At 72.1% G+C, this 25,765-nt stretch carries 21 protein-coding genes and 2 pseudogenes; 6 read left to right on the top strand and 17 right to left on the bottom strand.

Features of this window, described 5'->3' with window-relative positions; translation table 11 throughout:
- Positions 1 to 57: 57 nt before the first annotated feature.
- The 3 genes and pseudogenes from IE278_RS18985 to IE278_RS18975 all read right to left on the bottom strand — a co-directional run bounded on the left by IE278_RS18985 (position 58) and on the right by IE278_RS18975 (position 5,315).
- Positions 58 to 1,104, bottom strand: a complete 1,047-nt coding sequence (locus IE278_RS18985; RefSeq protein WP_189773825.1) for a lactonase family protein — start codon at positions 1,102 to 1,104, stop codon at positions 58 to 60.
- A 196-nt stretch (positions 1,105 to 1,300) separates the two neighbouring features.
- A pseudogene (locus tag IE278_RS18980) lies at positions 1,301 to 3,625 on the bottom strand (hypothetical protein); the annotation flags it as partial.
- Positions 3,626 to 3,818: 193 nt separating this feature from the next.
- Positions 3,819 to 5,315: an FUSC family protein gene (locus tag IE278_RS18975; protein ID WP_189774118.1), complete on the bottom strand. Its 1,497-nt coding sequence runs from the start codon at positions 5,313 to 5,315 to the stop codon at positions 3,819 to 3,821.
- Positions 5,316 to 5,587: 272 nt separating this feature from the next.
- On the opposite strand from IE278_RS18975, the gene IE278_RS18970 reads away from it, so the two are divergent.
- Entirely contained in the window at positions 5,588 to 6,064 is a 477-nt protein-coding gene (locus IE278_RS18970; RefSeq protein ID WP_189773823.1) for an Lrp/AsnC family transcriptional regulator, read from the top strand.
- Positions 6,065 to 6,084: 20 nt separating this feature from the next.
- Entirely contained in the window at positions 6,085 to 6,774 is a 690-nt protein-coding gene (locus IE278_RS18965) for an HAD family hydrolase (RefSeq protein ID WP_189773821.1), read from the top strand.
- Between the two features lie 361 nt (positions 6,775 to 7,135).
- Here IE278_RS18965 and IE278_RS18960 read toward each other — a convergent pair whose 3' ends face one another.
- The 8 genes from IE278_RS18960 to paaA all read right to left on the bottom strand — a co-directional run bounded on the left by IE278_RS18960 (position 7,136) and on the right by paaA (position 14,085).
- Positions 7,136 to 7,705, bottom strand: a complete 570-nt coding sequence (locus tag IE278_RS18960) for a TetR/AcrR family transcriptional regulator (RefSeq protein ID WP_189773820.1) — start codon at positions 7,703 to 7,705, stop codon at positions 7,136 to 7,138.
- Between the two features lie 59 nt (positions 7,706 to 7,764).
- On the bottom strand, positions 7,765 to 8,466 hold the full coding sequence (locus IE278_RS18955; RefSeq protein WP_189773818.1) for an SDR family oxidoreductase: 702 nt from the start codon (positions 8,464 to 8,466) through the stop codon (positions 7,765 to 7,767).
- Positions 8,467 to 8,674: 208 nt separating this feature from the next.
- Positions 8,675 to 10,039, bottom strand: coding sequence for an FAD-dependent oxidoreductase (locus IE278_RS18950; protein ID WP_189773816.1), 1,365 nt, complete (start codon positions 10,037 to 10,039; stop codon positions 8,675 to 8,677).
- Between the two features lie 205 nt (positions 10,040 to 10,244).
- Positions 10,245 to 11,420 carry a 1,2-phenylacetyl-CoA epoxidase subunit PaaE gene (gene paaE, locus IE278_RS18945; RefSeq protein WP_189773814.1) on the bottom strand — a complete coding sequence of 392 codons (1,176 nt, stop codon included), beginning with the start codon at positions 11,418 to 11,420 and terminating at the stop codon, positions 10,245 to 10,247.
- Positions 11,420 to 11,935: a 1,2-phenylacetyl-CoA epoxidase subunit PaaD gene (gene paaD / locus IE278_RS18940; RefSeq protein WP_189773812.1), complete on the bottom strand. Its 516-nt coding sequence runs from the start codon at positions 11,933 to 11,935 to the stop codon at positions 11,420 to 11,422. Before paaD ends, paaE begins: the two co-directional genes overlap by 1 nt.
- Complete coding sequence (gene paaC, locus IE278_RS18935) at positions 11,929 to 12,756, bottom strand: 1,2-phenylacetyl-CoA epoxidase subunit PaaC (RefSeq protein ID WP_189773810.1); 828 nt, start codon at positions 12,754 to 12,756, stop codon at positions 11,929 to 11,931. The genes paaD and paaC overlap by 7 nt, the downstream gene beginning before the upstream one ends.
- Before the next feature lie 10 nt (positions 12,757 to 12,766).
- A complete protein-coding gene (paaB, locus tag IE278_RS18930) occupies positions 12,767 to 13,102 on the bottom strand; it encodes a 1,2-phenylacetyl-CoA epoxidase subunit PaaB (RefSeq protein WP_189773808.1) in 336 nt (111 codons plus the stop codon).
- Positions 13,099 to 14,085, bottom strand: a complete 987-nt coding sequence (paaA, locus tag IE278_RS18925) for a 1,2-phenylacetyl-CoA epoxidase subunit PaaA (protein WP_189773806.1) — start codon at positions 14,083 to 14,085, stop codon at positions 13,099 to 13,101. Before paaA ends, paaB begins: the two co-directional genes overlap by 4 nt.
- 366 nt (positions 14,086 to 14,451) lie before the next feature.
- On the opposite strand from paaA, the gene IE278_RS18920 reads away from it, so the two are divergent.
- The 3 genes from IE278_RS18920 to IE278_RS18910 are packed head-to-tail and all read left to right on the top strand — an operon-like array spanning position 14,452 to position 17,857.
- Positions 14,452 to 15,882 carry a family 2B encapsulin nanocompartment shell protein gene (locus IE278_RS18920; protein ID WP_246570393.1) on the top strand — a complete coding sequence of 477 codons (1,431 nt, stop codon included), beginning with the start codon at positions 14,452 to 14,454 and terminating at the stop codon, positions 15,880 to 15,882.
- Positions 15,879 to 16,937, top strand: coding sequence for a family 2 encapsulin nanocompartment cargo protein terpene cyclase (locus tag IE278_RS18915; RefSeq protein WP_189773803.1), 1,059 nt, complete (start codon positions 15,879 to 15,881; stop codon positions 16,935 to 16,937). Before IE278_RS18920 ends, IE278_RS18915 begins: the two co-directional genes overlap by 4 nt.
- A 47-nt stretch (positions 16,938 to 16,984) precedes the next feature.
- Positions 16,985 to 17,857, top strand: a complete 873-nt coding sequence (locus tag IE278_RS18910) for a geranyl diphosphate 2-C-methyltransferase (protein ID WP_246570392.1) — start codon at positions 16,985 to 16,987, stop codon at positions 17,855 to 17,857.
- Between the two features lie 64 nt (positions 17,858 to 17,921).
- Here IE278_RS18910 and IE278_RS18905 read toward each other — a convergent pair whose 3' ends face one another.
- Genes IE278_RS18905 through IE278_RS18890 form a run of 4 tightly spaced genes read right to left on the bottom strand, consistent with a single transcriptional unit; the run spans position 17,922 to position 22,780 of the window.
- Positions 17,922 to 19,076: an XdhC family protein gene (locus tag IE278_RS18905; RefSeq protein WP_189773791.1), complete on the bottom strand. Its 1,155-nt coding sequence runs from the start codon at positions 19,074 to 19,076 to the stop codon at positions 17,922 to 17,924.
- Complete coding sequence (locus tag IE278_RS18900) at positions 19,069 to 21,198, bottom strand: xanthine dehydrogenase family protein molybdopterin-binding subunit (RefSeq protein ID WP_189773789.1); 2,130 nt, start codon at positions 21,196 to 21,198, stop codon at positions 19,069 to 19,071. Before IE278_RS18900 ends, IE278_RS18905 begins: the two co-directional genes overlap by 8 nt.
- A complete protein-coding gene (locus IE278_RS18895; protein ID WP_189773787.1) occupies positions 21,195 to 22,187 on the bottom strand; it encodes an FAD binding domain-containing protein in 993 nt (330 codons plus the stop codon). The genes IE278_RS18900 and IE278_RS18895 overlap by 4 nt, the downstream gene beginning before the upstream one ends.
- A complete protein-coding gene (locus IE278_RS18890; RefSeq protein WP_189773785.1) occupies positions 22,184 to 22,780 on the bottom strand; it encodes a 2Fe-2S iron-sulfur cluster-binding protein in 597 nt (198 codons plus the stop codon). Before IE278_RS18890 ends, IE278_RS18895 begins: the two co-directional genes overlap by 4 nt.
- Positions 22,781 to 23,119: 339 nt before the next feature.
- Between IE278_RS18890 and IE278_RS18885 the strand changes: the two genes are divergently transcribed.
- Positions 23,120 to 23,698 carry a TetR/AcrR family transcriptional regulator gene (locus IE278_RS18885; protein WP_189773783.1) on the top strand — a complete coding sequence of 193 codons (579 nt, stop codon included), beginning with the start codon at positions 23,120 to 23,122 and terminating at the stop codon, positions 23,696 to 23,698.
- Positions 23,699 to 23,716: 18 nt separating this feature from the next.
- On the opposite strand, the gene IE278_RS43195 is transcribed toward IE278_RS18885, so the two are convergent.
- Together IE278_RS43195 and IE278_RS43190 are read right to left on the bottom strand one after the other, a co-directional pair.
- Positions 23,717 to 24,280 (bottom strand): MGH1-like glycoside hydrolase domain-containing protein, encoded by a 564-nt coding sequence (locus tag IE278_RS43195; protein ID WP_373312028.1) that lies wholly within the window; start codon positions 24,278 to 24,280, stop codon positions 23,717 to 23,719.
- Positions 24,281 to 24,884: 604 nt separating this feature from the next.
- Positions 24,885 to 25,091, bottom strand: a pseudogene (locus tag IE278_RS43190) (hypothetical protein); the annotation flags it as partial.
- Positions 25,092 to 25,765 lie beyond the last annotated feature (674 nt).

Here is a 25,765-nt window from a genome sequence, read left to right as displayed (position 1 = left end):
AAGGGCCCGCTCCGTCTCCGGAGCCGGGCCCTTCGGGGTTGGTGCCTTGGGGGACTCTCAGTCGAGCACCACGCAGGACGCCGCGGGCGCCTTGACCGACCCGCCGCGCTGCGGGATGCCCGTGTCGGGGTCCACCGAGAACCAGGCGACATGGCCCGACCGCTCGTTGGCCACGTACAGGAAGCGGCCTGTCGGGTCCAGGGCCAGGGCGCGCGGCCAGGTGCCGCCGCAGGGGACCGTGGCGACCAGTCTCAGGCCCTCGTCGGGTGCGCCGGGCACGAGCACGGAGACGACGTCCTGGCCGCGCGTGGCGGTCCACACGAAGCGGCCGTCGGGCGACACGACGATGCCGGACGGGTAGGCGTCGCCGTCCGGGGGGTCGGCCAGCACGGCGGTCTTCCCCACCGGCTTGAGCGCGCCCTTGACGGCGTCCCAGCGGCAGGCGGTGACGGTCGGCGAGAGTTCGTTGAGGACGTACGCGCGTTCGCCGTCGGGGTGGAAGGCCAGGTGGCGGGGTCCCGAACCGGGCCGCAGCGCGATCTCCCGGTGCAGCGCGAGCGTGCCGTCGCGCAGTGCGCACACCCGGACCGAGTCGGTACCGAGGTCGACGCTCACCGCCCACCGGCGGCTCGGATCGGGCTGGACGTGGTGGGCGTGCGGGCCCTGCTGGCGCTGGGTGTGCGGCCCGGCGCCCTCGTGCTGCAGCACACCGGAGACGGCGCCGAGGCTCCCGTCGTGGCGCACGGGCAGGGCGCTGACGCTGCCTGAGCCGTAGTTGGCGGTCAGGACATGACCGTCGAAGAGGCTCAGGTGCGTGGGCCCGCTGCCGCCGACCCGTACCAACGGGCCGGCCAGGGACGGCTCGTCGCCCTTCACCCGGTAGGCGGCGACCGCGCCCTGTGTCGTCTCGCTCACCGCGTAGAGCATGTCCCCACCGGGCGACAGGGCCAGGTACGAGGGGTCGGCGACGCTGTTCACGGCGCTCAGCAGCGTCAGTGCGCCGGTGTCCCCGTCCACGGCCGCGGTGAGCACCCCCAGGCCGCCCGCCGCCGTGAAGGAGCCGATGTAGGCCCGCCGCTGCCGTCCGCCGCCGCCGTCCGTCACTGCGTCCCCTCTCGGTGCCACGTCATCGCCACGCCCTTCTCGCGTTCCTGGGCCGACGGTAGCAGCGAATGGCCTAGACCAAACGACTAGACCGGACCGGAAGTCCCAGGCGTCTCACCTCGCGCGAGGACGTGAAGCGGCAGATCTGCCCCACGGAGCCGGTGCCGGGGCGGGTCGACGCCCCGGCACCGCCGCGTCACTCCTCGTCGCGCAGCCGGGCCGCCAGGGATATCAGGGGCTCGGTCAGCTCCGTGTGGCCCGCGGCGGTCAGCCGGGTGACCGCCGCGTCGATACGGGTGAGGGCGGGTGCGGGGCGTTCCAGGTAGATGCCCTCCACGGCGCCCGCGAGCCGGACGCACTCGGCCCACTCCTCCGCCCACTCCTCGGCGCGGTCCGGCTCCGGGCTCCGTTCGTCGAGCAGGGCGACGGCCCTGTTCAGCGCGGTCAGGGCGTCCTCGTACGTGCCGGCGTAGGCGTTGACCCGCCCGTGTTCGTACGCCAGGGCCGTGTCGAGGGAGCGGCCGTGCGCCTCGTACCCGGCGGTGCGGGCCTCGTCGGCGATCCGGCCGGCGACGGCGAGGAGGTCGAGGGCGTCGGCCAGCCCGTCGGCGCCCTGCTGCTGGGCCTGGAGGCGGGCCAGTTCGCGCACGCAGTTGCTGACCTTCTCGTAGCGCGGGGCCCGTGCGTGGGCGGCGAGCGCCTGGTCCGCCGCCTGGCGGGCCCGGCCGAACTCGCCCGACTCGCCGAGGAGTACGGCCGTCTCCGCGGCGATCATGGCGTGGCTCCCCGGGTCGTCGTCCCAGCCGGCCGACTCGGCCGCGAGGGTGACGAACTCCGCCGTGGCCGCCTTGAGGTCCTCCCCCGCGTGCAACGCGCGGGCGCGGGTCAGGCGCAGCTGAGCGAGGAGCCGGTCGTCCAGCTCTCCGGCGGCGGCGTCCGGTTCGGCCAGTACGGAGTCGAGCAGGGCGATGCAGTCCTCGACGCGGCCGAGTTCGAGGCTGAGCTGGGCCGCGTTGCTGTAGGCGCAGAACGCGTCCGTGCGGCTGCCGCGGCGCAGGTGCGCCTCGGCGGAGAGCGTCAGGTGCCGCAGGGCCTCGTCGGGCCGGCCCAGGTGCATACAGGCCTCGGCCAGATCGCCGTGGAGGCGATCGGTGCCGACCGCGTCGGCCGGCCAGTCCGCGGCCAGTCGCAGGCTTTCGGAGAAGTCCGCGTAGGCGGTCGTGGCGTCCCGGAGGCCGAGCTGGAGCCGGCCGCGCAGACCGAGGGTGCGGGGCAGGTGCCAGGCGGGCCCCTGTGCCTTCAGCCGGTCGAGCAGGGCGTCGATCTCGGCGACCGCGGCGGGCAGGTCGCCGGAGAGGGCGTGGGTGCTGGCCCGTAGCAGCAGGGCGTTGGAGATCTGCCCGGGGAGGTCGTGCCGGACCGCGAACGCGTGCAGCAGGTCGGCCTCGGCGAAGACGGGCGCGGCATGCTCCTCGCTGTGCGAGGTCTGCAGGCGCAGGCCGAGCGCGGTCGCCCGCATCCGCAGCAGGCGGGCCTCCTGGTAGGGGGCGAGGCCGGGGGTCTCCTCGTGCAGGCGGACCATGGCGGCGTGGGCGGCGGTCAGCACGGCGACCTTCGCCTCGGCCGCGTCGGTGTCCGTACCTGTCGTGTCCGTACCTGTCGTGTCCGTCGTGTCCGTCGCGTCGGTGTCCGGCGCGGGGATCTCGGCGGTGGCGAGCAGGGCGGAGGCGCGGGCGAGCGCCGCGTGACCGGGCGCTCCCGCGTCGTCGTACAGACCCGCGGCCTCCTCGTGGAGGTCGGCGGCGTCGGCGTACTCGTCCCTCTCGCCCGCCCGGTTCCCCTCGTCGGCCAGCAGGTCCGCCCGCAGCCGTACGAGCGGCCCCACGGCCGGGTCGTCGGGGTGGACGTGGCCGCGGGCGGTGACGAGCGTACGCAGCCGCGCCCAGCAGGCCTGTGCGTCCGGGTGCCCCTGCTCGTCCAACGCCCGCGCGCGCACGATGAGTTCGGGCAGCGAATCGGGGACGGCGGTGACCGTACGGGGGGGGGCAGCGGGTGCGGGTGCGGCGATGGGTTCGGCCGGGGCCAGGTCGTCCAGGCCGCGGGGGCGCAGGGTCAGTTCCAGCGACTCCAGGAGCGGGGCACGGTCGAGCCGGGACCTGCGGCGGTCGGTGTGGACCGTGGTGCCGTTGCGGGTGTCGAAGCGGGCCGCGAGGTCGTCGGCGCGGCTCTTCACCTCGGCGCGCAGCGCGGCCACGGTCCACGTCCGGCCCGCGTACCCGGTGGTGGGCAGGGCGTCGTGGCCGAGGAGTGCGACGCGCTGGAGGAGGACTTCCACGCCGGTGAGGAAGTCGAGCTGGTCCAGCGGCGATTCGACCTCGTCGAAGAGGTTCCGGTTCTCGGACAGCAGTTCCAGGCCGCGTGCCTCGTTGCCGGTCAGCGCGCAGAACTCCAGGTGCCGGCCGACCTCCCCGGCCATCGACGTGTTGCGGCGGCAGCCGCGGTAGCCGACGAGATGCAGTCGCGTACCCGTTCGAGGCTGCCGGCGCCGGCTGTGTGGGCGGTGCGCAGGCTCACGGCTGTCGGCTGGCGGCTAGCGGCTAGCAGCTAGCAGCTCACGGTTGGGCGGCTGCCGGCTCGCGGCTCATCTGGTCGCGGTGTCGGCGAGGTGATGGGCGCCCAGGGGCCGCCCGGGGGGGCCGGGGGGTAGTGCGGGGTCAGGCCGTCGTCAGCTGAGGCTGGGGGCGGGCCCGCAAGGGCACGGCGAGGGCCTGCAACGCCTGTTCCAGACCGTGCAGATGGGTCAGAGCCTGCTCAGCACCGGAAGGGTGCGCCGCGGCGACGGGTACATCGACTTCACCGCGTGCCGCGGCGGGCCCGGTCAGGGCCTCGACCGCCGCTTGCACCCGCCAGCAGGCGGCGGCGAGCCTCGCGTCGTGGGAGGCGTCGGGATCCGCGGCGATCGATGCCAGGCCGCGCACCTCCTGGGCGCACCGGTCGAGCAGTTCGACGACCTGGCGGGCTCTAGCCCTGCGGGCCCGCAGCGGCGCGAGCGGATGGACCAGCGGGGCCAGCGAGAGACGCACCCGGCCCAACAGCGGTTCCAGCTCGGCGACATACCGCGCCGGGTCCGCGGTCGGGGACCCGGCCAGGCGGGCGGCGGCCTCGGAGGTGCAGGCATGGACGCAGTGCAGCGCGCGCTCGATCCAGGCGTCGGTGGTGGCGTGCGTGGTCACCGGCAGCACCAGCAGGACGGCGAGCGCCGCGCCGAGCGCCCCCGCCCCCGTCTCCAGCACGCGCAGCATGAGCAGCGCCGGATCGAGCACCCCCAGCAGCCCGTACAGCAGGCCCGCCATCACCGTCACCGCCAGCATCATCCACGTGTAGGACACCGCGGCCGCGTAGAAGATGCCGAAGACGCAGACCGCGACGAGCGCCGCGGTGGGAGCGACGGCTCCCTCCAGCGGAACCGCGATCACCAGGCCGACGGCGATACCGATGACGGTGCCCAGGACCCTCCGGAAGCCCCGCACCAGGGTCTCGCCGCGTGAGGACGTGTTGACGAAGATCCACCAGGCGGTGCCTACGGCCCAGTACCAGCGTTCGTGCGACAGGACCTGGCCCGCGGCGATCGCGAACGCGCAGGCGGCCGTCGCCTGGAAGGCCTGGCGGGTGGTCGGCCGGGCGAGGCCACGGCCGGTGGGGGGCGCGGGCGCGGCCGGTGCCGGGGTGCGCCGCTCGATGCACCACGCGCCGAACCGCACCGCCGAGGACGCCGCCAGCGACAGGGCCATCGCGGCGTACAGCTGCGGAAGCTGGGCCGGGACCGCGTGCAGGAACTGGGTGATGAAGAAGGTCATGAACGCGAAGATGCCGAGCGCGTGGCCGCGGGGGCCCCAGCGGCGGGCGTACACCCCGCCGAGGACGACGGCCAGCCAGACGGCGTCGCGGACGGTCGGTACGGCGTGCAGTACGGCCGCGAGGGCGAGTACGGGGAAGCCGACGGCGGGCAGCAGGGCGGTGGTGACCGCCTGGCCCCGCACGGTCGCGTCGCCGACCGTGAACAGCGCGAGGAGCGCGGTGAGACCCCCGGTGATCGAGGCGGGCAGCGAGAGCCCGGCAAGCTCCGACAGGGCCACCGCGAGACCGATGCCGAGCACCGCGCGCAGCGAGATCCGCAGCCGTACCAGGCCCGGATCCGGAGCCATGAACATCTTCTTCACCGTCTGCTGCCCGCCCCCGATTCGCGTCGACACCACCTGTGGGTGTGTGGCCCGGTGGGCCTCTGGCCCCGCGGACACCGCCCACAGGCATGGGAATGGCGTCGTGGGTCCGGTCCGGCTTCCTTGCCGTCCGGCGCGTCACGACGCCATCGATACGCCCACGTTAAGCAGGAGAGGGGCAGTGGCTCAACAGGCTTCTGATCCACTGAGCCATTGGTACAGTCAGGAACGATCACTCCGTACCGCAGGGAGACCAACGGACCATGGCCGTGGACGAGCTCGACACCCGCATCCTCCGGCTGCTCCTGGAGAAGCCGCGCACCAGCGTGCGGGAGTACGCCCGGGTCCTCGGGGTCGCCCGCGGCACGCTGCAGGCGCGGCTCGACCGGCTGGAGCGGGACGGGGTGATCACCGGGACGGCTCCCTCGCTCTCCCCCGCCGCGCTGGGCCACCCCGTGCTGGCGTTCGTGCACATCGAGGTGACCCAGGGGCATCTCGACGACGTGGGGGACGCGCTGGCCGCCGTGCCGGAGATCATCGAGGCGTTCTCGATCACCGGTGGCGGGGATCTGCTGACGCGGGTCGTGGCGCGGGACAACGGGCACCTGGAGGATGTGATCCAGGCGCTGATCAGTCTGCCGGGGGTCGTTCGTACGCGGACGGAGGTGGCGCTGCGGGAACGGGTGCCGCAGCGGGTGCTGCCGCTCGTGGAGTCGATCGGCCGTTCGGCCCGGGGCTGATCATTGGCATCCTGGATGCCATGAGCGATCTCGACGGCATCTCGGTCATCTTCGATCTCGACGGCACCCTCGTGGACAGCGAGCCGAACTACTACGAGGCGGGCCGGCAGACGCTCGCCGGGCAGGGCGTCACGGACTTCACGTGGGCCGACCACGAGCGGTACGTCGGTATCAGCACGCAGGAGACGATCGCGCTCTGGAAGGAGCGGTACGGGCTCGACGCCTCGGCCGAGGAGCTGCTCGCGGACAAGAACCGGCGGTATCTGGAGCTGGCCCGGGCGTCGACCCCGGTCTACCCGGAGATGCGCGCGTTCGTGGAGCTGCTGGCCGGGGACGGGGTTCCGATGGCGGTGGCGTCCGGGTCGTCGCGGTCCGCCGTCGAGGCGATCCTTGCGGGTACGGGGCTGGACGCGCGTCTGCGGGTCGTCGTGTCGGCGGAGGAGGTCGCCCACGGCAAGCCCGCGCCGGATGTCTTCCTGGAGGCCGCGCGGCGGTTGGGGGTCGCGCCGGGGCGGTGTGTGGTGGTGGAGGACGCGGTGCCGGGGGTGGTGGCGGCGGGGGCTGCGGGGATGCGGTGCGTTGCCGTGCCGTATGTCGTGGCGCAGGCCGAGGATTCCGTGTTCGCCGCGGCGGGGCTTGTCTTCCGTGGCGGCCAGGGGGAGTTCACGGCTCGACAGGCATACGACTGGCTCGCGGGGTCGCCGGCTTGAGTGGTTGCGCAGTTCCCCGCGCCCCTGAAAGGCCAAAGACTGCGCCGTTCCCCGCGCCCCAAAAGCCAAAAGACTGCGCCGTTCCCCGCGCCCCTGGAGGGTGGAAGGCTGCGCTGTTCGCCGCGCGAGAGGAGCGGGAAAACTGGGGCGCAGCCCCGTTTTCAGGGGCGCGGGGAACTGCGCGGCCCACCCCGACCGGCCCGCAGGTTTGGGGGCGCGGGGAACGGCGCGGCCCACCCGCACCGGCCCGCGGGGGAAAACTGGCGCGCACTGCCGTTTTTTGGGGCGCGGGGAACTGCGCAATCCGCCTCCGCCGGTCTGGGGCGAGGGAAGCTGGGGTGCAGCCCCGTTCGCACAGGGGCTACATGCCTGACGCGTCCAGTAGCGCTGTCGCCGTGGACGTCGTCAGACCCGTCAGCGTTTCCGCCTTCGCGCCCGCCCGCGCACTCGCCCCGTCGAAGACGAGCGTGAGCTGGCGGGCCAGCAGCTCCGGGTCACGGGCGCCCCCACGCTCCGCGTCCGCGCGGAACGCCTCGGTCAGGGCGCCCTTGACGCGCAGGGCCACGACGCTGGCCGGGTGCTCGGGGTCCTTGAGCTCGACCAGCGCCGACAGGTACGGACACCCCCGGTAGTCGTCCTCCGCAGACACCCGCTCCAGCTGCTCGAAGACGTACAGGATCCGCTCCCGGGGCGAGCGCGGGTCCTCGGGGCCGAGGTGCAGCATGCGGCCGTACTCCGGTGCCCGCCGCTCCAGGCTCGCCGCGAGCACCTCGTCCTTGCTCGCGAAGAGCTGGTACATGGAGCGCTTGGACACCCCGGCGGCCCGGCAGAGCGCCTCGACGCCGAGGGAGACGCCGTCGCGGTAGAAGAGTTCCGCGGCCGCGTCGAGCAGCCGGTCCCTCGTGGATGCCTTGTCCGTGGTGGTGGCCATGGGGCGAGGCTACCTCCGTCCCCCGGTCAGTAGAAACCGATCGGTCTACCGGCTGCCGGTCAGGCGACCAGCTGCGGGTACAGGACCGAGATGTCGGCCGACAGACCGGACTTGACCTGGCGGGTCAGGTCGTCGGCGAGCACCTCGAAGGCACCGCTCTCGATGCCGGCGAGCGCCTGCGCCGCCACGTCCACGGGCGAGGACTTGGGCGCGTCGATCGCCGCGGTCATGTCGGTGTCGACGTAACCGACGTGCAGCCCGGTGACGCTGATCCCGCGCGGGGCGAGGTCGAGCCGCAGGGAGTTGGTCTGGGACCAGAGCGCCGCCTTGGACGCGCTGTACGAGCCGGCCAGGCCGATCCACGACAGGACGGAGTGGACGTTCAGGATGTGGCCGCCGCCGTTGCGCTCGATCACGGGGACGAACGCGCGGGCGGTGAGCAGCGGCCCGTAGAAGTTCGTCTCGAAGTCCTTGCGCACGTCGTCGACCGGGGAGTCCAGGAACGACGTCTGCATGGAGACGCCCGCGTTGTTGATCAGGATGGTGACATCGCCGGCCTGTTCGGCGGCTGCCGCGACGGAGGCGGGGTCGGTGACCTCCAGGGCCAGCGGTACGGCCCGGGTGTCCTTGACGGTCCGCGGGTCGCGGGCGGTGGCGTACACCTTCTTCGCGCCCCGCTCGAAGAGCCCTTCCACCAGCGCCTTGCCGATTCCCCTGCCGCCACCGGTGACCAGGACGACGGAACCCTCGATTGCGGTCATGACTCTCTCCGAACCTCAGAACGCAGGATGCGGAAACCGATCGGTTTCCCTTCCCTCAAAAGGTAAACCGATCGGTTTCACGGCGCAAGTCGCACGCCGCGCGTCGAACGTCACACCGCCGGAGAGCGGACGGAGAGCGGACGCGAAAACGGGAGTGGCCCCAGCTGTCACAGCTGGGGCCACTCCCGTCGACGGGTTGCTTCCGTGCTTACGCTCCGCTCGCGCCGAGCATGTCCTCGCGCTCCACGAGCTTCACCCGCTCGCGGCCCTGCGGCTCGCCGAGCGCCTTCTCCGCGGCGTCCAGGCGGTACCAGCCCTCCCACGTGGTGAAGCGGACGTTCCGCTCGGTGAGGAACGCGTCCACCGCCTCGGGCTCCGGCGAGGCGGGCGTCTGCAGACGGCCGTTCCCGTGGTCGTCGAGCAGGCTGGCGACCGTCTCGTTGGCGTCGCCCTTGGTGTGGCCGATGAGGCCCACCGGACCGCGCCGGATCCAGCCGGTGACGTACGTCGACGTCAGGTGCTCGCCGGTCTCCTCGATCACACGGCCGGCCTTGTCCGGGACCGTGCCCGACTCGACGTCCCAGGGCAGCTTGGGCAGCTTGTCGGAGAGGTAGCCGACGGCACGGTAGACCGCGCCGAGGTCCCAGTCCTTGAACTCGCCGGTGCCCTTGACGTTGCCGGTGCCGTCAAGGGCGGTGCGCTCGGTGCGCAGACCGACGACCTTGCCGTCCTCGCCGAGGATCTCGGTCGGCGACTCGAAGAAGTGCAGGAACAGCTTGTGCCGCCGCTCGCCGATGTCGCGGATCGCCCAGTTCTCCAGGGTCTTCGCGACCATGTCGGCCTGCTTGTTGCCGCGGCGGGTCGCGATCGAGCCCTCGTCGTAGTCGATGTCCTCGGGGTCGACGATGACCTCGATGTTCGGGGAGTGGTCCAGCTCCCGCAGCTCCAGGGGGCTGAACTTCGCCTGCGCCGGGCCGCGGCGGCCGAAGACGTGGACCTCCAGGGCCTTGTTGGCCTTGAGCCCCTCGTGGACGTTCGGCGGGATCTCCGTGGGCAGCAGTTCCTCCGCGGTCTTGGCGAGGATGCGGGCCACGTCGAGCGCCACGTTGCCGACGCCGAGGACGGCGACCTTCTCGGCCTCGAGCGGCCAGGTCCGCGGCACGTCCGGGTGCCCGTCGTACCAGGACACGAAGTCCGCCGCGCCGTACGAGCCGTCCAGCTCGATGCCGGGTATGTCGAGGTGCCGGTCGGCCGTCGCCCCGGTGGAGAAGATCACCGCGTCGTAGAAGGCGCGGAGGTCGTCGAGGTTGATGTCACCCGGGTAGTCGACGTTGCCGAAGAGGCGGATCTGCGGCTTGTCGAGCACCTGGTGCAGGGCCGTGATGATGCCCTTGATGCGCGGGTGGTCGGGGGCGACGCCGTAGCGGATCAGGCCGAAGGGGGCCGGCATCCGCTCGAAGAGGTCGATGGAGACACCGGGCTCGACGGCCACTGCGGACTTCAACAGCGCGTCGGCGGCGTAGATCCCGGCGGGGCCGGCTCCGACTATGGCTACCCGCAGGGGGCGAGGCATGATCAGGTTCCCTTCGAGCGGTGATCAGGAGTACTCACCGGGAGCCTAAACTAAGGTAATCCTAAGTCAGTAGCCGGGCTGGATCTATGACCCCATAAGGCCGACTTATGAGTGATATCCGTGCCTGTCCGCACCGGACGGCCGACCGGTCGGCCGACGGAACGGCCACCTCGGCCCTCTCGGTCGTCGCGGGACGGCCGCCGCCTCAGCTGTCGTAGTCCACGGTCAGCGTCTCGGAGACCGGGTACGACTGGCAGGTCAGTACGTAACCCGCGTCGACCTCGTTGTCCTCCAGCGCGAAGTTGCGGCGCATGTCGGCCTTGCCGTCGGTGATCAGAGCACGGCAGGTGCCGCAGACGCCACCCTTGCAGGCGAAGGGCAGATCGGGCCGGGTCCGCTGGGCGCCTTCCAGGATGCTCCGGTCCCTGACCAGGGCCGAGGTGGTGGAGCGGCCGTCGAGGGTGACGGTGACCTGACTGACGGGCCCCTCCAGGGCCGCCTCCTCGTGACGCACCTCTCGTACCGGTTCGTCGTCGGCGTAGAACAGCTCCCGGTGAACCCGGTCGCCGGGCACGCCGAGGCCGGTCAGGACCCGCTGGGCGTCGACGACCATGCCGTGCGGCCCGCACAGCCACCAGTGGTCCGCGGACTCCACGTCGACCAGCGAGCCGACCAGCGCCGAGAACCGCTCCGCGTCGAGGCGGCCGGACAGCACCTCGGCCTCGCGGGGCTCACGGGAGAGCACATGGGCGAGCTGGAAGCGGGCGGGATACAGGTCCTTCAGGTCCGCCAGCTCGTCGGCGAACATCACCGTGTCCGTGCGGCGGTTGCCGTAGAAGAGGGTCACCGTGGAGCGCGGGTGGGCGGCCAGGACGGACTCGGCGATGGAGAGCATCGGCGTGACACCGGAACCGGCCGCGACCAGCACGTGGTGGCCGGGTGCGGCGAGGTCGGGCGTGAACGTGCCGGTGGGGGCCATCACCTCGACCGTGTCGCCGGGGCGCACCTCCCGCACGAGCCAGGCCGAGAACAGACCGCCCGGCACCACCCGCACCCCGATGCGCGGCACCGAACCGGCCGGTGAACAGATCGAGTACGAACGCCGCTCGTCCCGTCCGTCGACCACGCGCCGCAGTGTCAGCGACTGGCCGGGCGCGAAGGCGAACTCCGCCGCCAGCTCCGCCGGGATCTCGAAACTCACGGCGGCCGCGTCCTCGCAGAGCGGCTGGACGGCGGCGACGCGCAGGGTGTGGAAGGCCGGGCGGCGGCGGACCCGGGCGGGCACGACCGGCGCGGGGGCGGGGGCCGTCGCGACCGCGGCCGGGGCCTGGGCCGCCGGGACCGTGGCGCCTTCCGCCGGGTGTTGACTCAGGCCTTCCATCAGATCTCCTTGACGTACTCGAACGGTTCGCGGCAGGCGCGGCAGCGGTGGAGCGCCTTGCAGGACGTGGCCGAGAAGCGGGACGTCTCCTCGGTGTCCGTCGCGCCGCAGCGGGGGCAGGGCACCGTGCGGCGGGTGGGGGTCAGCACGAGGGGCACCGGACCTGCGGCGCGCCGGGGGGCGGCTCCCGGCGGCGCGATCCCGTGCTCGGTGAGCTTGCGGCGGCCCTCGGCAGTGATCCAGTCGCTCGTCCACGGCGGGTCCAGGACCGTACGGATCTCCACGCGGGTGTACCCGGCGCCGCGCAGGCGTGCCGCCACGTCCGCGCGCATCTCGGCCATCGCGGGGCAGCCCGAGTAGGTGGGTGTCAGGCGCGCGACCACGGTGCCGTCCGCGCCCACCTCTACCCCGCGCAGCACGCCGAGGTCGGCCAGTGTGAGCATGGGCAGTTCGGGGTCCGGCACCTGTTCGGCGATGTGCCAGGCGCGCCGCGCGTTGCCCACCGCGGTCACCATGTCGCCCCCGGGTGCGCGCGGGCCACGCTCTGCAACTCGGCCAGCAGCGGCGCGAGATGCTCGGTGTGCTCCCCTGCCCTGCCCGTGCCGGGCAGCGGCCGGTAGACCGGCATGGGGAGCCCGGCCGCCTCGGTGACCTGCCGCAGGACGGCGACCACCTCGTCCCGTACGTCGTAGGCCGTGAACAACTCGCCGAAGTACGGGGCGATCCGCTCCATCGCCCTGCGGGTACGGCGGTGCGACTCCTCCGTACCGTCGCCCAGGCGCACGACCCACTCGGCCGCGTACTGCCGGTGGTACGTCAGTTCCTTGACGCCCTTCGCCGCGACGGCGGCCAGGACGGGGTCGGGGTGTGACGACAGCTCCTCGAAGTGCGCGAGCCGCCAGCTGGACAGCACCAGGAGCCGGACGACCGAGAACGCGAAGTCGCCGCCCGGCAGTTCGGCCAGCCGGACGTTCCTGAAGTCGTCCGCGCCCCGGAAGTAGGCGTACGCGTCCTCGCCGCGTCCGGTGCCGTCGACCTGGCCCGCGCGGGCGTAGAGCAGGCGGGCCTGGCCGAGGAGGTCGAGGCCGATGTTGGCGAGGGCGACCTCCTCCTCCAGCTCGGGGGCGCGGGTGGTCCACTCGGCGAGGCGCTGGGCGCTCACCAGGGCGTCGTCGGCGAGGGCCACGCAGTCCGCGGCCAGCGATGCGGCGTCGACGCCCTCGGGCACGGTGGTGTCCACCCCGTGGAGTGGGTCCTCGAAGCCGGTGCCGTACGCCCAGCGGGTGTCGTCCTCGTGTCCCTCGGCGAGGGACAGATAGACATGGTCGTCGCTCATGCCCTGCTCCTCAGATGTGCGGGACGTCGTCGGGGATGTCGTAGAACGTCGGGTGGCGGTAGACCTTGTCGGCGCTCGGCGCGAAGAAAGGGTCCTTCTCGTCTCGGGTGGAGGCGGCGATGTGCTCGGAGCGCACCACCCAGATCGAGACGCCCTCGTTGCGGCGGGTGTAGAGGTCGCGCGCGTGGGTGAGGGCCATCGTGTCGTCGGCGGCGTGCAGGGAGCCCACGTGGACGTGGTTGAGTCCGCGCTTGCCGCGCACGAAGACCTCGTACAGCGGCCAGTCACCCTTGGCTGCCACGTCCTGCGTGGTGTCCGGGGTCGCACCGGGGGTGGAGTCGCTCATGCCGTCGCCCCTTCCTGCGCACGCGCGCGCCGGGCCCGCTTGGCGGCGTGGGCCGTGGCCGCCTCCCGTACCCAGGCGCCGTCCTCGTGGGCGGACCTGCGCCGCTCCACCCGCTCCGCGTTGCACGGTCCGTCGCCGCCGATGACCCGCTTGAGCTCGGACCAGTCGGGGGTGCCGAAGTCGTGCCGGCCGCGCTCCGCGTTCCAGCGCAGCTCCGGGTCGGGCAGTGTCACGCCGAGCTTGTCGGCCTGCGGGACGGTCATGTCGACGAACCGCTGGCGCAGTTCGTCGTTCGTGTGCCGCTTGATCTTCCAGGCCATCGAGGCCGCGGAGTTGGGCGAGTCGCCGTCGGGCGGGCCGAACATCATGAGCGAGGGCCACCACCAGCGGTTCACGGCGTCCTGGACCATGTCCCGCTGGGCCTCGGTGCCGCGCATCATGGTCAGCAGCAGTTCGTAGCCCTGCCGCTGGTGGAAGGACTCCTCCTTGCAGATCCGCACCATCGCGCGCGCGTAGGGCCCGTACGAGCTCCTGCACAGCGGGACCTGGTTGCAGATCGCCGCGCCGTCGACGAACCAGCCGATCACGCCGACGTCGGCGAAGGTCGGGGTCGGGTAGTTGAAGATCGACGAGTACTTCTGGCGCCCTTCGATGAGCCGCTCGGTCAGGTCCGCGCGGTCGGCGCCCAGTGTCTCGGCGGCCGAGTACAGGTACAGCCCGTGGCCCGCCTCGTCCTGCACCTTGGCGAACAGGATGGCCTTGCGGCGCAGTGACGGGGCGCGGGTGATCCACTCGCCCTCGGGCTGCATGCCGATGATCTCCGAGTGCGCGTGCTGCGCGATCTGCCGGACGAGCGTCTTCCGGTAGCCGTCGGGCATCCAGTCGCGGGGCTCGACGCGCTGGTCCCGCGCGATCGTCGCGTCGAAGTGCTCCTGCAACGACTGCTCCGGGAGGGGCGTCCCGGCGGAGTGTGTCGTGGTCATCGATACCAGCTTCCCTACCGACCATTCGTTCGGTATCAGTGTGGCGTCTTTCCGGCGGCCGGGCAAGACCCGGGTGCGAGCAGCGGCGCCTCAAACCGGCCGGCGCCGCCCCGAACAGGTGAAGCGGACGCATACGGCGTCCGGACCGGCGCGGGGAGCACACCGTCGCCGTCCCGCCGCCCCGCGCGGCGGATCACCACTCCCGGGGCGTGAACACGCCCCTTTCACGCGGTTCCCCGCCGCCACCCGCGGCTGTTTGGCTTTACAGGCGGCACGCACTGTCCAGCCCACCCCAGGAGGTGCCGGCCGCCGCCCCGCCACTCACGTATCCCGCGCACGCATTCGGATCCCGTATTCGGAGGACATGTGACTGCCCCGGAAAGTCCCCCCGACAGCGCCGTCGGCCCGCCCGACGCCGGAACACCGTTCACCAGTCTCGGCACCCGGGCCGCGCGCCAGCTCACGACCACCACCAAGTCCGCCCCGCAGATGCAGGCCATCACCTCGCGGTGGCTGCTCAAGATGCTGCCGTGGGTGGACGTCAAGGGCGGCACCTACCGGGTCAACCGGCGGCTGCAGCTCCGCGTCGGCCGGGGCCGGGTGCAGTTCGACCACAACGGCGCCGACGACATCAAGGTCGTCCCCGAGACACTCACCGAACTGCCCGCCCTGCGCGGCTACACCGACACGGCGGCCCTGCGGGAGATCGCCGCGCGGTTCCGCGTACGGGAGGTGCGCGCCGGCCAGGTCCTCTTCGGCGCCGGGCAGCCCGTCACGGACGCGTATCTCGTCGTCCACGGCCGCTTCACCCGCTACGCCCCCGGCAAGTACGGCGAGGAGGAGGTCACCGGGGTCGTCACGGACGGCGACCAGCTGGGCGACGAGGCCATCGGCCAGGAGGACCCGCGCTGGCACCACTCGGTACGGGCCGACACCGCGGGCGTGGTGCTGACGCTCAACTGGGACAGCCTCGAACAGTTCGTGGAGCGCACCCCGTCCCTCGCCGCTCAGCTGGCCGCGTTCGCCGAGCGGCAGAGCAAGCCCATGAACCGCAAGGGCGAGGCCGACGTCCCCCTGCAGGCGGGACACGTGGGTGAGCCGACCCTCTCCGGCGGCTTCGTCGACTACGACCTCGCCCCGCGCGAGTACGAGCTGTCGCTCACCCAGACCGTCCTGCGCGTCCACACCCGCGTCGCGGACCTCTACAACAGCCCGATGAACCAGACCGAGGAGCAACTGCGCCTGACCATCGAGGAGATCCGCGAGCGCCAGGAGTGGGAGCTGGTCAACAACCGCGAGTTCGGGCTGCTGCACAACGTCGACCACGCCCAGCGCGTCAGCACGTTCTCCGGCCCGCCGACCCCCGACGACCTCGACGAACTGCTGTCGATGCGCCGTAAGACCCGGGTGTTCCTGGCGCACCCGAAGGCGATCGCGGCCTTCTTCCGGCAGTGCAACCGGCGCGGTCTCGTGCCCGGCACGACCACCCTCGACGGTCACGAGGTGCCGGCGTGGCGCGGTGTGCCGTTCCTGCCCTGCGGCAAGATCCCGATCAGCCCGCAGCACACCAGCAGTGTCATCGCCCTGCGCACCGGAGAGGCCGACCAGGGTGTCGTCGGCCTCTACCAGACCGGTATTCCCGAGGAGTACCAGCCGGGGCTCAACGTCAGGTTCATGAACGTCGACACCAACGCGATCATGAACTATCTGGTCACCGCCTACTACTCGATGGCGATCCTCGTTCCCGACGCGGCGGGCATCCTGGAGAACGTGCAGGTCGGGAGGACCGCCGAGTGAGCGCCCCGCCCGTGTCCCACCCGGGCCCGCGACTGCCGGGGCCGCCGAACCTCGCCCGCGCCACCACCGGTCGCCGCGGTGGCGCCGTGCCGGGGCTGCGGTACCGGCCCGCCGTGCCCGCGGACCCGGAGAAGGCCGCGGAGATCGACCGCAGACTGGAGGACTGGGCCCGCGCGCTCGACCTGTTCCCGCAGAGCTGGACGGGGGACTTCGCGGGGTTCCAGTGCGGCCGTGCCGTCGTGCTCCAGCACCCCGGCGCCATCAGCCTCGACCACCTCATGGCGGCCGGGAAGCTGCTGCTCGCGGAGAACGTCGTCGACGACTGCTACTGCGAGGAGGTCGAGGGCAGGGGCGGCGCGGCCCGCGGCCTCGGCGGACGGCTGGTCATCGCCCAGTCCGCGCTCGATCCGTACCACGGCACACCCGAACTGGAGGAGGAGTGGCGCCGCGGCATGGAGGCCGACGGGCCGCTGCGCTCGTACCACCACGCCCTGCGGGACTACCGCGAACTGGCCACCCCCAGCCAGAGCGACCGGATCGTGCACGACCTGGCCCGGCTGCACATGGGCTATCTCGCGGAGGCCGCCTGGTCCGAGATCCGGTACGTGCCGCAGACCTGGGAGTACCTGGTGATGCGGCAGTTCAACAACTTCAGGCCCTGTCTGTCGATCGTCGACGCCGTCGACGGCTACGAACTGCCCGCGGCGCTGTACGCCCGGTCCGAGATCCAGCGGATCACCGCGCTCGCCTGCAACGCCACGACGATCGTCAACGACCTGTACTCCTTCACCAAGGAGCTGGCCTCCGACCCCACCCATCTGAACCTGCCCCAGGTCGTCGCCGCCAACGAGCGGTGCGGGCTGAAGGCCGCCTATCTGCGGTCCGTCGAGATCCACAACAGGATCATGGAAGCGTTCGAGGAGGAGTCCGCGGCCCTGTCCGCCACCTCACCCCTCGTCGCGCGCTACGCCGAGGGCCTGGCCGCGTGGGTGTCAGGAAACCACGAATGGCACGCCACCAACTCCCACCGCTACCACCTGCCCAACTACTGGTGACACCCGCCGTCCCGGCCTACCGCCACCGAACAACGAGGAGTGCCCACTTGACCATCACCAACGAAGAGACCACCGCGGCGTCGGTACCGAGCCAGTCCACGTACCAGACCCGCGTCGCGGACTACTGGAACGCGGAGGAGAACCCGGTCAACCTCGAACTGGGGAAGATCGACGACCTGTACCACCACCACTACGGCATCGGAGCCGTCGACCGGTCCGTGCTCGACGAGGGCCGCGGCGCGGACCCCGACCGGATCACCGCCGAACTGCACCGGCTGGAGCAGGCGCAGGCCGATCTGCTCGCCTCCCGGCTCGGCGACCTCTCCCCCGCCGACCGGGTCTTCGACGCCGGCTGCGGGCGCGGCGGCGGCAGCGTGGTGGCGCATCTGCGGTACGGCTGCCACGCCGACGGGGTGACGCTCTCCCGCAAGCAGGCCGACTTCGCCAACGAGCAGGCCCGTAAGCGGGGCATCGACGACAAGGTGCGCTACCACCACCGGAACATGCTCGACACGGGTCTGGAGAGCGGCGCGTACGCGGCTTCCTGGAACAACGAGTCCACGATGTACGTGGAGTTGGACCTGCTCTTCGCCGAGCACGCCCGGCTGCTGCGCCGCGGCGGCCGCTATGTGACGATCACCGGCTGCTACAACGACGCCTACGGTCGGGCCTCCCGTGAGGTGTCGCTCATCAACGCGCACTACATCTGCGACATCCATCCGCGTTCGGAGTACTTCCGCGCGATGGCCCGCAACCGGCTCGTACCGGTCCAGGTGCAGGACCTCACCGCCGACACGATCCCCTACTGGGAGCTGCGGCAGCAGGCGGACCATCTGGTCACCGGCATCGAAGAAACGTTCCTGAACGCTTACCGGAACGGCAGTTTCCAGTACCTGCTCATCGTGGCCGACCGTGTCTGACGTGCCCTGAACCGGAACCGGGCCCGGCCGTCGTGATCGACGGCCGGGCCCGGGCTCCCGGCCTTCAGGCCGCCTCCGCGGCCTCCGTCGCGTCCCGCCTCACCCCGTCGCGGTGGATCGGGGTTCCCGACCCCGTGAGGGGGACGCCCGTTCCGCCGCGCCGGGCGGCGACGATCTCCGCCGCGATGGACAGCGCGGTCTCCTCGGGCGTACGGGCCCCGAGGTCGAGGCCGATCGGCGACCGCAGCCGCGCCAATTCCTCCTCGGTCAGGCCGACTTCGCGCAGCCGCCGGTCGCGGTCCGCGTGGGTGCGGCGCGAGCCCATGGCCCCGACGAACGCGACCGGCATCCGCAGTGCCTGCTCCAGCAGGGGGATGTCGAACTTGGCGTCGTGGGTGAGCACGCACAGCACCGTGCGCCCGTCGGTGGCGGTGCCCCGCAGATAGCGGTGCGGCCAGTCGACGACCAGGTCGTCGGCCTCGGGGAAGCGGGCCCGGGTGGCGAACACGGGACGGGCGTCGCACACCGTCACGTGGTAGCCGAGGAACTTGCCCGCCCGCACGAGCGCCGCGGCGAAGTCGATCGCCCCGAACACGATCATGCGCGGCGGCGGCACGTTCGACTCGACGAGCAGGGTGAGCCCGCCGGGGCAGTTGCTGCCGTCCTCCGAGAGGTCGAGGGTGCCGGTGCGTCCGCCGTCCAGCATCGCCCGCGCCTCGGCCGCCGCCGTCCGGTCCAGCTCCGCGGAGCCGTTGCCGTAGGACCCCTCGTACGAGCCGTCGGGGTGCACCAGCAGGGCCTTGCCGAGGAGTTCGGCCGGGCCCCGGACGACCCGGGCGAGCGCCCTGGGTTCGCCCGAGGTGACGGCCGAGAGCGCCGAGCGGAACACCTCGCGGACCGGTGCCTGTGCGGCGACCGGGGTGATCATGATGTCGAGCACCCCGCCGCAGGTCAGACCGACCGCGAAGGCGTCCTCGTCGCTGTAGCCGAACCGTTCGAGGACACTCTCGCCGTCCTGGAGCGCCTGCACGCACAGGTCGTACACCGCTCCTTCCACGCAGCCGCCGGAGACCGAGCCGATGACCGTGCCCCCGCTGTCGACGGCGAGGGCCGCGCCCGGACCGCGCGGTGCGCTGCCGCCGACGGCCACGACGGTGGCGACGGCGAACTCACGGCCCTCCTCGACCCAGCGGGTCAGCTCGTCGGCGATGTCAAACATGCGGGCCCGCCGTGATGACGCGGTCCGGCCGGATGGGCAGGTCGCGGTGGCGTACGCCGGTCGCGTGCCAGACGGCGTTGGCGATCGCCGCCGCGGCGCCCACGATGCCGATCTCGCCGATGCCCTTGATCCCGACCGGGTCGTCCGGGTCCGTGTCGTCCACCCAGTCCGCCTCGACGAGCGGCACGTCGGCGTTGCTGGCGACGTGGTAGCCCGCGAGGTCGGCGCCGTAGAGGGCGCCGGTGTTCCGGTCCCTGACCGCCTCCTCGTGCAGGGCCATGGAGATGCCCCAGATCATGCCGCCGGTGAACTGGCCGCGGGCCGTGAGCGGGTTGATGATGCGCCCCGCGGCGAACACGCCGAGCATCCGGCGCACACGCACCTCTCCGGTGCTGACGTCCACGGCGACCTCGGCGAACTGCGCCCCGAAGGAGTGTCGTTCCTTCTGGGCGAGGGCCCCGACGGCGGCGGTGGTGTCCGACCGTACGGTGATGCCCTCCGGCGGGATGGTGTCGCTCAGGGCGAGCCGCTCCCGCAGTTCCCCGGCGGCGGCCGTGACCGCCCAGGCCCACGACCGGGTGCCCATCGATCCGCCGGCGATCATCGCCGGACCGAAGTCGCTGTCGCCGATCCGTACCCGCACGCGGTCGGTCGGCACCTCAAGGGCGTCGGCGGCGATCAGGGTGAGCGCCGTCCGGGCCCCGGTTCCGATGTCCGCCGCGTTGATCCGCACGGTGAAGGTGCCGTCGGCCTCCGCGGTCGCGGCGGCCGTGGACGGCATCGCTCCCACGAAGAAGGAGGCCGCCGCCGTGCCCGTGCCGATCAGCCAGCGCCCTTCCCGGCGCAGGCCCGGCCGCGGGTCACGGTCGGCCCAGCCGAACCGGCGGGCGCCCTCCTCGAAGCAGGCGGGCAGGTTGCGGGTGCTGAACGGCAGCCCGGAGACCGGACCCACCGCGGGCTCGTTGCGCGTACGCAGCTCGATCGGGTCGATGCCGAGCTTCTCGGCGAGTTCGTCGAGGGCGGACTCCAGCGCGAACGAGCCGGGCGCCTCACCGGGGGCGCGCATGAACGTCGGGCTCGGCACATCGAGCCGTACGACCCGGTTGGCGGTGTGGTGGGCGGGGGCGTCGTACATCACGCGGGCCACACCGGCGCCCGACTCGATGAACTCGTGCACGGTGGAGGTGAGGCTCAGGCAGCTGTGCTCCAGCGCGCGCAGCCGTCCCTCGGCGTCGGCGCCGAGCCGCACCCGCTGGGTCGTGGGGCTGCGGTAGCCGGCCAGCGAGAACATCTGGCGGCGGGTCATGACGACCCGGACGGGGCGGGACAGGACGGTCGCCGCCATCACCGCGGCCACCTGGTGGGCGCGGACGCCCTTGCTGCCGAAGCCGCCGCCGACGTGCTCGGAGCGCACGTGCACCGAGGCCGGGTCGAGCGAGAAGAGACTCGCGAGTTCGGCCGCGACCCAGATCGTGCCCTGGTTGGAGTCCACGACCTCGAGACGGCCGCCGTCCCACAGGGCGGTCGCCGCGTGCGGCTCCATCGAGTTGTGGTGCTCTTCGGGCGTGGTGTACACCGCGTCCACGGTGACGGGGGACGCGGCCAGTTCGGCTTCGAGGTCGCCCTTCTCCGTCACGGCCGGTCCGCCGGGGCCGGGGATCGAGTACGCGTCGGGGTGTTCTTTCGCGAAGGTGACGTCGTGCGCCTCCTCCTCGTAGTGCACCACCAGCGCCTCGGCGGCCTCCCTGGCCTGCTCGGACGTCTCGGCGACGACCAGCGCCACCGGCCAGCCCGCGTGCGGCACCCGGTCGTGCTGGAAGACGGCGATGGTCGGGTCCGGCGGCATGCCGAGCATGCCGACGTAGTCGGTGTCGACGCGCGGGGCGTTCCCGTGGTGCAGGACCGCGAGGACGCCCGGCATGGCCAGGACCGGAGCGTCCTCCACCGAGCTGATGCGGCCACGGGTGACCGTGGACAGCACCAGCCAGCCGTGGGCCAGTTCGGTGAAGGGGATCTCGGCCGCGTAGCGGGCCGCTCCGGTGACCTTGTCGCGGCCCTCCACGCGGGTGTGCGCGGTGCCGACGGCGGGGACCGCCCTGAGTCCGGTCGTGGTGGTGGTCATCGGGCGGCCTCCTCGGCGAGTTCGCTCAGCACGGCGACGACGAGGTTGCGCATGAGTGTCACCTTGTATCCGTTGTGCGGCAGCGGCCGGGCGGCCGCCAGTTCGGCGTCGGCGGCCGCGGCGAAGGCCTCGGCGTCGGCCGGGCCACCGGTCAGGGCGGCTTCGGCCGCGTGGGCGCGCCAGGGTCGGGACGCGACGGCCCCGAAGGCGAGGCGCACCTCGTGCACGACGCCGTCCCGTACGTCGAGCGCGGCGGCGATCGAGCCGATCGCGAAGGCGTACGAGGCCCGCTCGCGCACCTTGCGGTAGCGGGAGTTGGCGGCCACCGGGGCGGGCGGCAGGACGACGCCGGTGATCAGTGCCCCCGGCGGCAGGGCGGTCTCCAGGTGCGGGGTGTCGCCCACCGGCAGGTAGAAGTCGGTGAGGGGCAGCTCCCCCGGCCCGTCGGCCGTCTCGTACGTGACGACGGCGCCGAAGGCCGTCAGCGCGACCCCCAGGTCGGAGGGGTGGGTGGCCACGCAGTGGTCGGAGGCGCCGAGGATGGCGTGGTTGTGGTGCTCGCCCTCGATGGCGGGGCAGCCGCTGCCGGGGTCGCGCTTGTTGCAGGGCTTGGTCACGTCGGCGAAGTAGCCGCAGCGGGTGCGCTGCAGCAGGTTCCCGCCGACGGTCGCCATGTTGCGCAGCTGTCCGGAGGCGCCGGCGAGTACCGCCTGCGTCAGGGCCGGGTAGCGGCGGCGCACGTCGGGGTGCGCGGCGAGGTCGCTGTTGGTGACGGTCGCGCCGATGCGCAGCCCGCCGTCCTCGGTCGGCTCGATGCGGTCCAGCGGCAGCTCGCGTACGTCGACGAGGCGGCCGGGCCGCTCCACGCCGGTCTTCATCAGGTCGACGAGGTTGGTGCCACCGCCGAGGAACCGGGCGTCCGGGTCGGCGTCGAGCAGTGCGAGGGCGCCGGAGACGTCGAGGGCGCGCTGATATCCGAACTCCTTCATGCCGCTGCCCCTTCGTGCTCGGTGCCCTGCTCGGCCCGGTCGGCTCGCGCGGCGGCGTCTGCCTCGGCCGCGCGGGCGACCGCCTGCACGATCGACACGTAGGCGCCGCAGCGGCACAGGTTGCCGCTCATCCGTTCGCGGATCTCGTCGGGGGTCAACGGCGGCGGTCCCGCCTCGGGGCGTACGTCGTCGGTGACGGCGCTCGGCCAGCCGGCGGCGTGCTCCTCGATGACCGCGACGGCCGAACAGATCTGGCCGGGTGTGCAGTACCCGCACTGGTATCCGTCGAGGTCGAGGAACGCCTGCTGGACGGCGTGCAGCTGGTCGCCCTCGGCGACGCCCTCGATGGTGGTGATCTCCCGGCCCTCGGCCGCCACCGCCAGTTGCAGACAGGCGACGGCCCGCCGTTTGTCGAGCAGGACGGTACACGCCCCGCATTGCCCCTGGTCACAGCCCTTTTTGGTGCCGGTCATATCGAGGCGCTCACGCAGGGCGTCGAGCAGGGTGGTGCGGTGGTCGACGGTCAGGGTGTGCTTCTCGCCGTTGATGTTCAAAGTGACGGCGCTGTACGTCGACGGGGGCGCTGTGGCCATGATCAGCCTTCTTTCACATTCCCGGGCCACCCCACGAGGACGGTCCGGCAGGCAGAGAGAACGGAAAAACGCTATAGACGTAAGGGACGCGCAGACGCGTCGGAGATGGGGCCGGCGGATGTGTCGGGTGGGGGCACCGCCGCGTGTAGCGGTGGCGGGCCGGAAGCGTGCAGGATGCAAGCAGACAGGGCCGCGGCCGACCACCGCCACCTGTCCAGGCCGGACGACGCACCGGTAAGGTGTACCTAACCGGACAGTTGTCCGCTCACGAGAAAACGTAGTGGACACTTGTCCGCTTAGCAAGGACGGGATTCGGCCACGAACCCGCGAGGAGGACGCGTGCGGCACAAGAAGGACGCACCTCTGCGCTCGGACGCGCAGCGGAACCGCGAGCGCATCCTGGAAGTGGCCGTGGCCGAGCTGACGCTCTGCGCGGACGCGCCGCTCAGCGTCATCGCCAAGAAGGCGGGCGTCGGGCAGGGCACGTTCTACCGCAACTTCCCCAACCGCGAGGCTCTCGTCCTGGAGATCTACCGCCACGAGATGCAGCAGGTCGCCGACGCGGCGTGCGAACTGCTCGACACCCACGAGCCGGAGCGGGCCCTGCGCGAGTGGATGGACCACCTCGCCCGGTTCGCCATGACCAAGGCGGGTCTGGCGGACGCGATCCGGCAGGCCACCAGCGCCCCGGGCAGCCCGGCGAAGCCGGAACCCACTCCGGTGGCGTCCGCGGCGGACCGGCTGCTGCGCGCCAACGAGGAGGCGGGCACCATCCGCCCGGGCGTGACCTCGGACGACTTCATCCTCGCCATCGCCGGCCTCTGGCAGCTCGACCCCCACGGGGACTGGCAGGCGCGCGCGGCCCGCCTCCTGGACTTCGTCATGGACGGGCTGCGCGCGGGGGCCCCGGGCCGGTGAGGACCGGCTCCCGTGGCCTCAGGTCAGGTGTTCGTCCCGCAGGGCGCCCCAGTCCTGCGGGCCGACCTGGTGGAACAGGGTCGCGGTGACCGCGGCCAGCCCCGTCCAGCCGGTCTGGTGGGACGCGCCGAGGCCCGCCCCGTTGTCGCCGTGGAAGTACTCGTAGAAGAGCAGCAGGTCCTGCCAGTGCGGGTCCTTGGCGAACTTGGCCTGGGCTCCGTGCACCGGTCGGTGCCCGTCGGGGCCGCGCAGGAACGTCGCGGTGAGCCGGCCGGAGAGCTCGCGGGCGACCTCGTAGAGGTTCATCCGGTGTCCCGAGCCGGTCGGGCACTCCACGGTGAACTCCTCACCGTGATAGGCGTGCAGGTTCAACAGGGCCCGGATCAGCAGGACGTTGACCGGGAACCACACCGGGCCGCGCCAGTTGGAGTTGCCGCCGAACATGCCCGAGTCGGACTCGGCGGGCAGATAGCCGACACCGTACGTCTGCCCCTGCACCTGGAAGCTGTACGGGTGGGCGGCGTGGCGGCGGGAGAGCGAGCGGATGCCGTACGGGCCGAGGAACTCGTCCTCGTCGAGCATGCGGGCCAGGACGCGCCGCAACCGGTCGGGGCCGAACAGGGCGAACAGATGCCGTCCGCGCACACCGGACCCCTCGGCCTGCTGCGCGGACACGACGGCCTGCACGGCCGGGTGCCGGTCGATGAACTCCCGGGCTCCCGGAACCAGTTCGGGGAAGCGCTGATCGGCCCAGCCGCCGACCACGCTGGTGGCGGCGAGCGGGATCAGCCCGACGAGGGAGCGCACCCTGAGCCGGATCGCCCGGCCGTCGGGCAGCCTCAGGACGTCGTAGAAGAAGCCGTCCTCCTCGTCCCACAGGCTCTCGTTGTCCTTGCCGACGCGGTTCGTGGCGACCGCGATCCACGCGAAGTGCTCGAACAGGGTCTGCGCCTGCTCCACGTACACCGGGTTCTCGACGGCCAGCTCGATGGCGATCTCCAGGAGGTTCTGGCAGTACAGCGCCATCCAGGCGGTCCCGTCGGCCTGGTCGCCGGCCGCCGGTCGGCAGGGGCGCGCTGCGGTCGAAGACACCGATGTTGTCGAGGCCGAGGAAGCCGCCCTGGAAGACGTTGTTGCCGTCGGCGTCCTTGCGGTTGAGCCACCAGGTGAAGTTCTTCATCAGCTTGAGGAAGGCGTTCTCCAGGAAGGCGCGGTCGCCGTGTCCGGTGCGCTGCTTCTCCAGCTCGTAGACGAAGAGGGTCGCCCAGGCGTGCACCGGCGGGTTGACGTCGCCGAAGTTCCATTCGTACGCGGGGATCTGGCCGTTGGGATGCAGATAGAGGCGCCGCAGGAGCAGGTCCAGCTGGCCCTTGGCGAACTCGATGTCGACCATCGCGAGGGCCAGGGTGTGGAAGGCGAGGTCCCAGGCCGCGTACCACGGGTACTCCCAGGTGTCCGGCATCGACATGATCTCGTCGTTGACCATGTGGTACCAGGTGCTGTTGCGCAGGCGGGGGTCGGCGGCGAGCGGGTCGACGCCGTGTTCGGCCAGCCAGCGCTCCACGTCGAGGTGGTAGTACTGCTTGCTCCACAGCATCCCGGCGAGTGCCTGCCGGACCAGCCGCCGCTCGTCCTCGTTCGTCCCGTCCGGGGTGACTCCGTCGTAGAAGGTGTCGGCCTCGGCCCTGCGGGCCCGCATCACCTGGTCGAACTCCCCCCAGGGTTCCGCGAGTTCGACGGCGTCCGTCAGCCGCAGCCGGATCCGCGCGCTTCCGCCGCCGGGCACGGTGAGCACACTGTGCAAGGCCGCCTTGGTGCCGGTCCCGGCGGGGTTGACGGCCGCGGTGTCGCCGTGGACGACATGACGGCCGATGCCGTCCTTCACGTACGGGGAGGGGTTCGGACTGCCGAAGATGCGCTCGTCGTTCGTCTCGTTCTCGGTGAACAGTGACGGGACGTCGCTCTCGCAGTACAGCCGCCGCGTGCCCAATTCCTCGTGCTCGGCGAGGATTCCGCCGGGCATCCGCCGCAGACTCGGCACGGCGGTGCCACCGGCCCAGGACCAGG

Source organism: Streptomyces tauricus (genome assembly GCF_014650955.1).
GTDB classification, from domain to species: Bacteria; Actinomycetota; Actinomycetes; order Streptomycetales; family Streptomycetaceae; genus Streptomyces; species Streptomyces tauricus.
Note: the sequence above shows the minus strand (reverse complement) of the source record. Positions and strands in the feature narration are given on the sequence as shown.

Coding starts and splice junctions, on each gene's coding strand:
- IE278_RS18975 (WP_189774118.1), bottom strand. CDS start 5,315: ATGTTCATGGCTCCGGATCCGGGCCTGGTACGGCTGCGGATCTCGCTG.
- IE278_RS18970 (WP_189773823.1), top strand. CDS start 5,588: ATGGCCGTGGACGAGCTCGACACCCGCATCCTCCGGCTGCTCCTGGAG.
- IE278_RS18965 (WP_189773821.1), top strand. CDS start 6,085: ATGAGCGATCTCGACGGCATCTCGGTCATCTTCGATCTCGACGGCACC.
- IE278_RS18960 (WP_189773820.1), bottom strand. CDS start 7,705: ATGGCCACCACCACGGACAAGGCATCCACGAGGGACCGGCTGCTCGAC.
- IE278_RS18955 (WP_189773818.1), bottom strand. CDS start 8,466: ATGACCGCAATCGAGGGTTCCGTCGTCCTGGTCACCGGTGGCGGCAGG.
- IE278_RS18950 (WP_189773816.1), bottom strand. CDS start 10,039: ATGCCTCGCCCCCTGCGGGTAGCCATAGTCGGAGCCGGCCCCGCCGGG.
- paaE (WP_189773814.1), bottom strand. CDS start 11,420: ATGGAAGGCCTGAGTCAACACCCGGCGGAAGGCGCCACGGTCCCGGCG.
- paaD (WP_189773812.1), bottom strand. CDS start 11,935: ATGGTGACCGCGGTGGGCAACGCGCGGCGCGCCTGGCACATCGCCGAA.
- paaC (WP_189773810.1), bottom strand. CDS start 12,756: ATGAGCGACGACCATGTCTATCTGTCCCTCGCCGAGGGACACGAGGAC.
- paaB (WP_189773808.1), bottom strand. CDS start 13,102: ATGAGCGACTCCACCCCCGGTGCGACCCCGGACACCACGCAGGACGTG.
- paaA (WP_189773806.1), bottom strand. CDS start 14,085: ATGACCACGACACACTCCGCCGGGACGCCCCTCCCGGAGCAGTCGTTG.
- IE278_RS18905 (WP_189773791.1), bottom strand. CDS start 19,076: ATGTTTGACATCGCCGACGAGCTGACCCGCTGGGTCGAGGAGGGCCGT.
- IE278_RS18900 (WP_189773789.1), bottom strand. CDS start 21,198: ATGACCACCACCACGACCGGACTCAGGGCGGTCCCCGCCGTCGGCACC.
- IE278_RS18895 (WP_189773787.1), bottom strand. CDS start 22,187: ATGAAGGAGTTCGGATATCAGCGCGCCCTCGACGTCTCCGGCGCCCTC.
- IE278_RS18890 (WP_189773785.1), bottom strand. CDS start 22,780: ATGGCCACAGCGCCCCCGTCGACGTACAGCGCCGTCACTTTGAACATC.
- IE278_RS43195 (WP_373312028.1), bottom strand. CDS start 24,280: ATGCTCGACGAGGACGAGTTCCTCGGCCCGTACGGCATCCGCTCGCTC.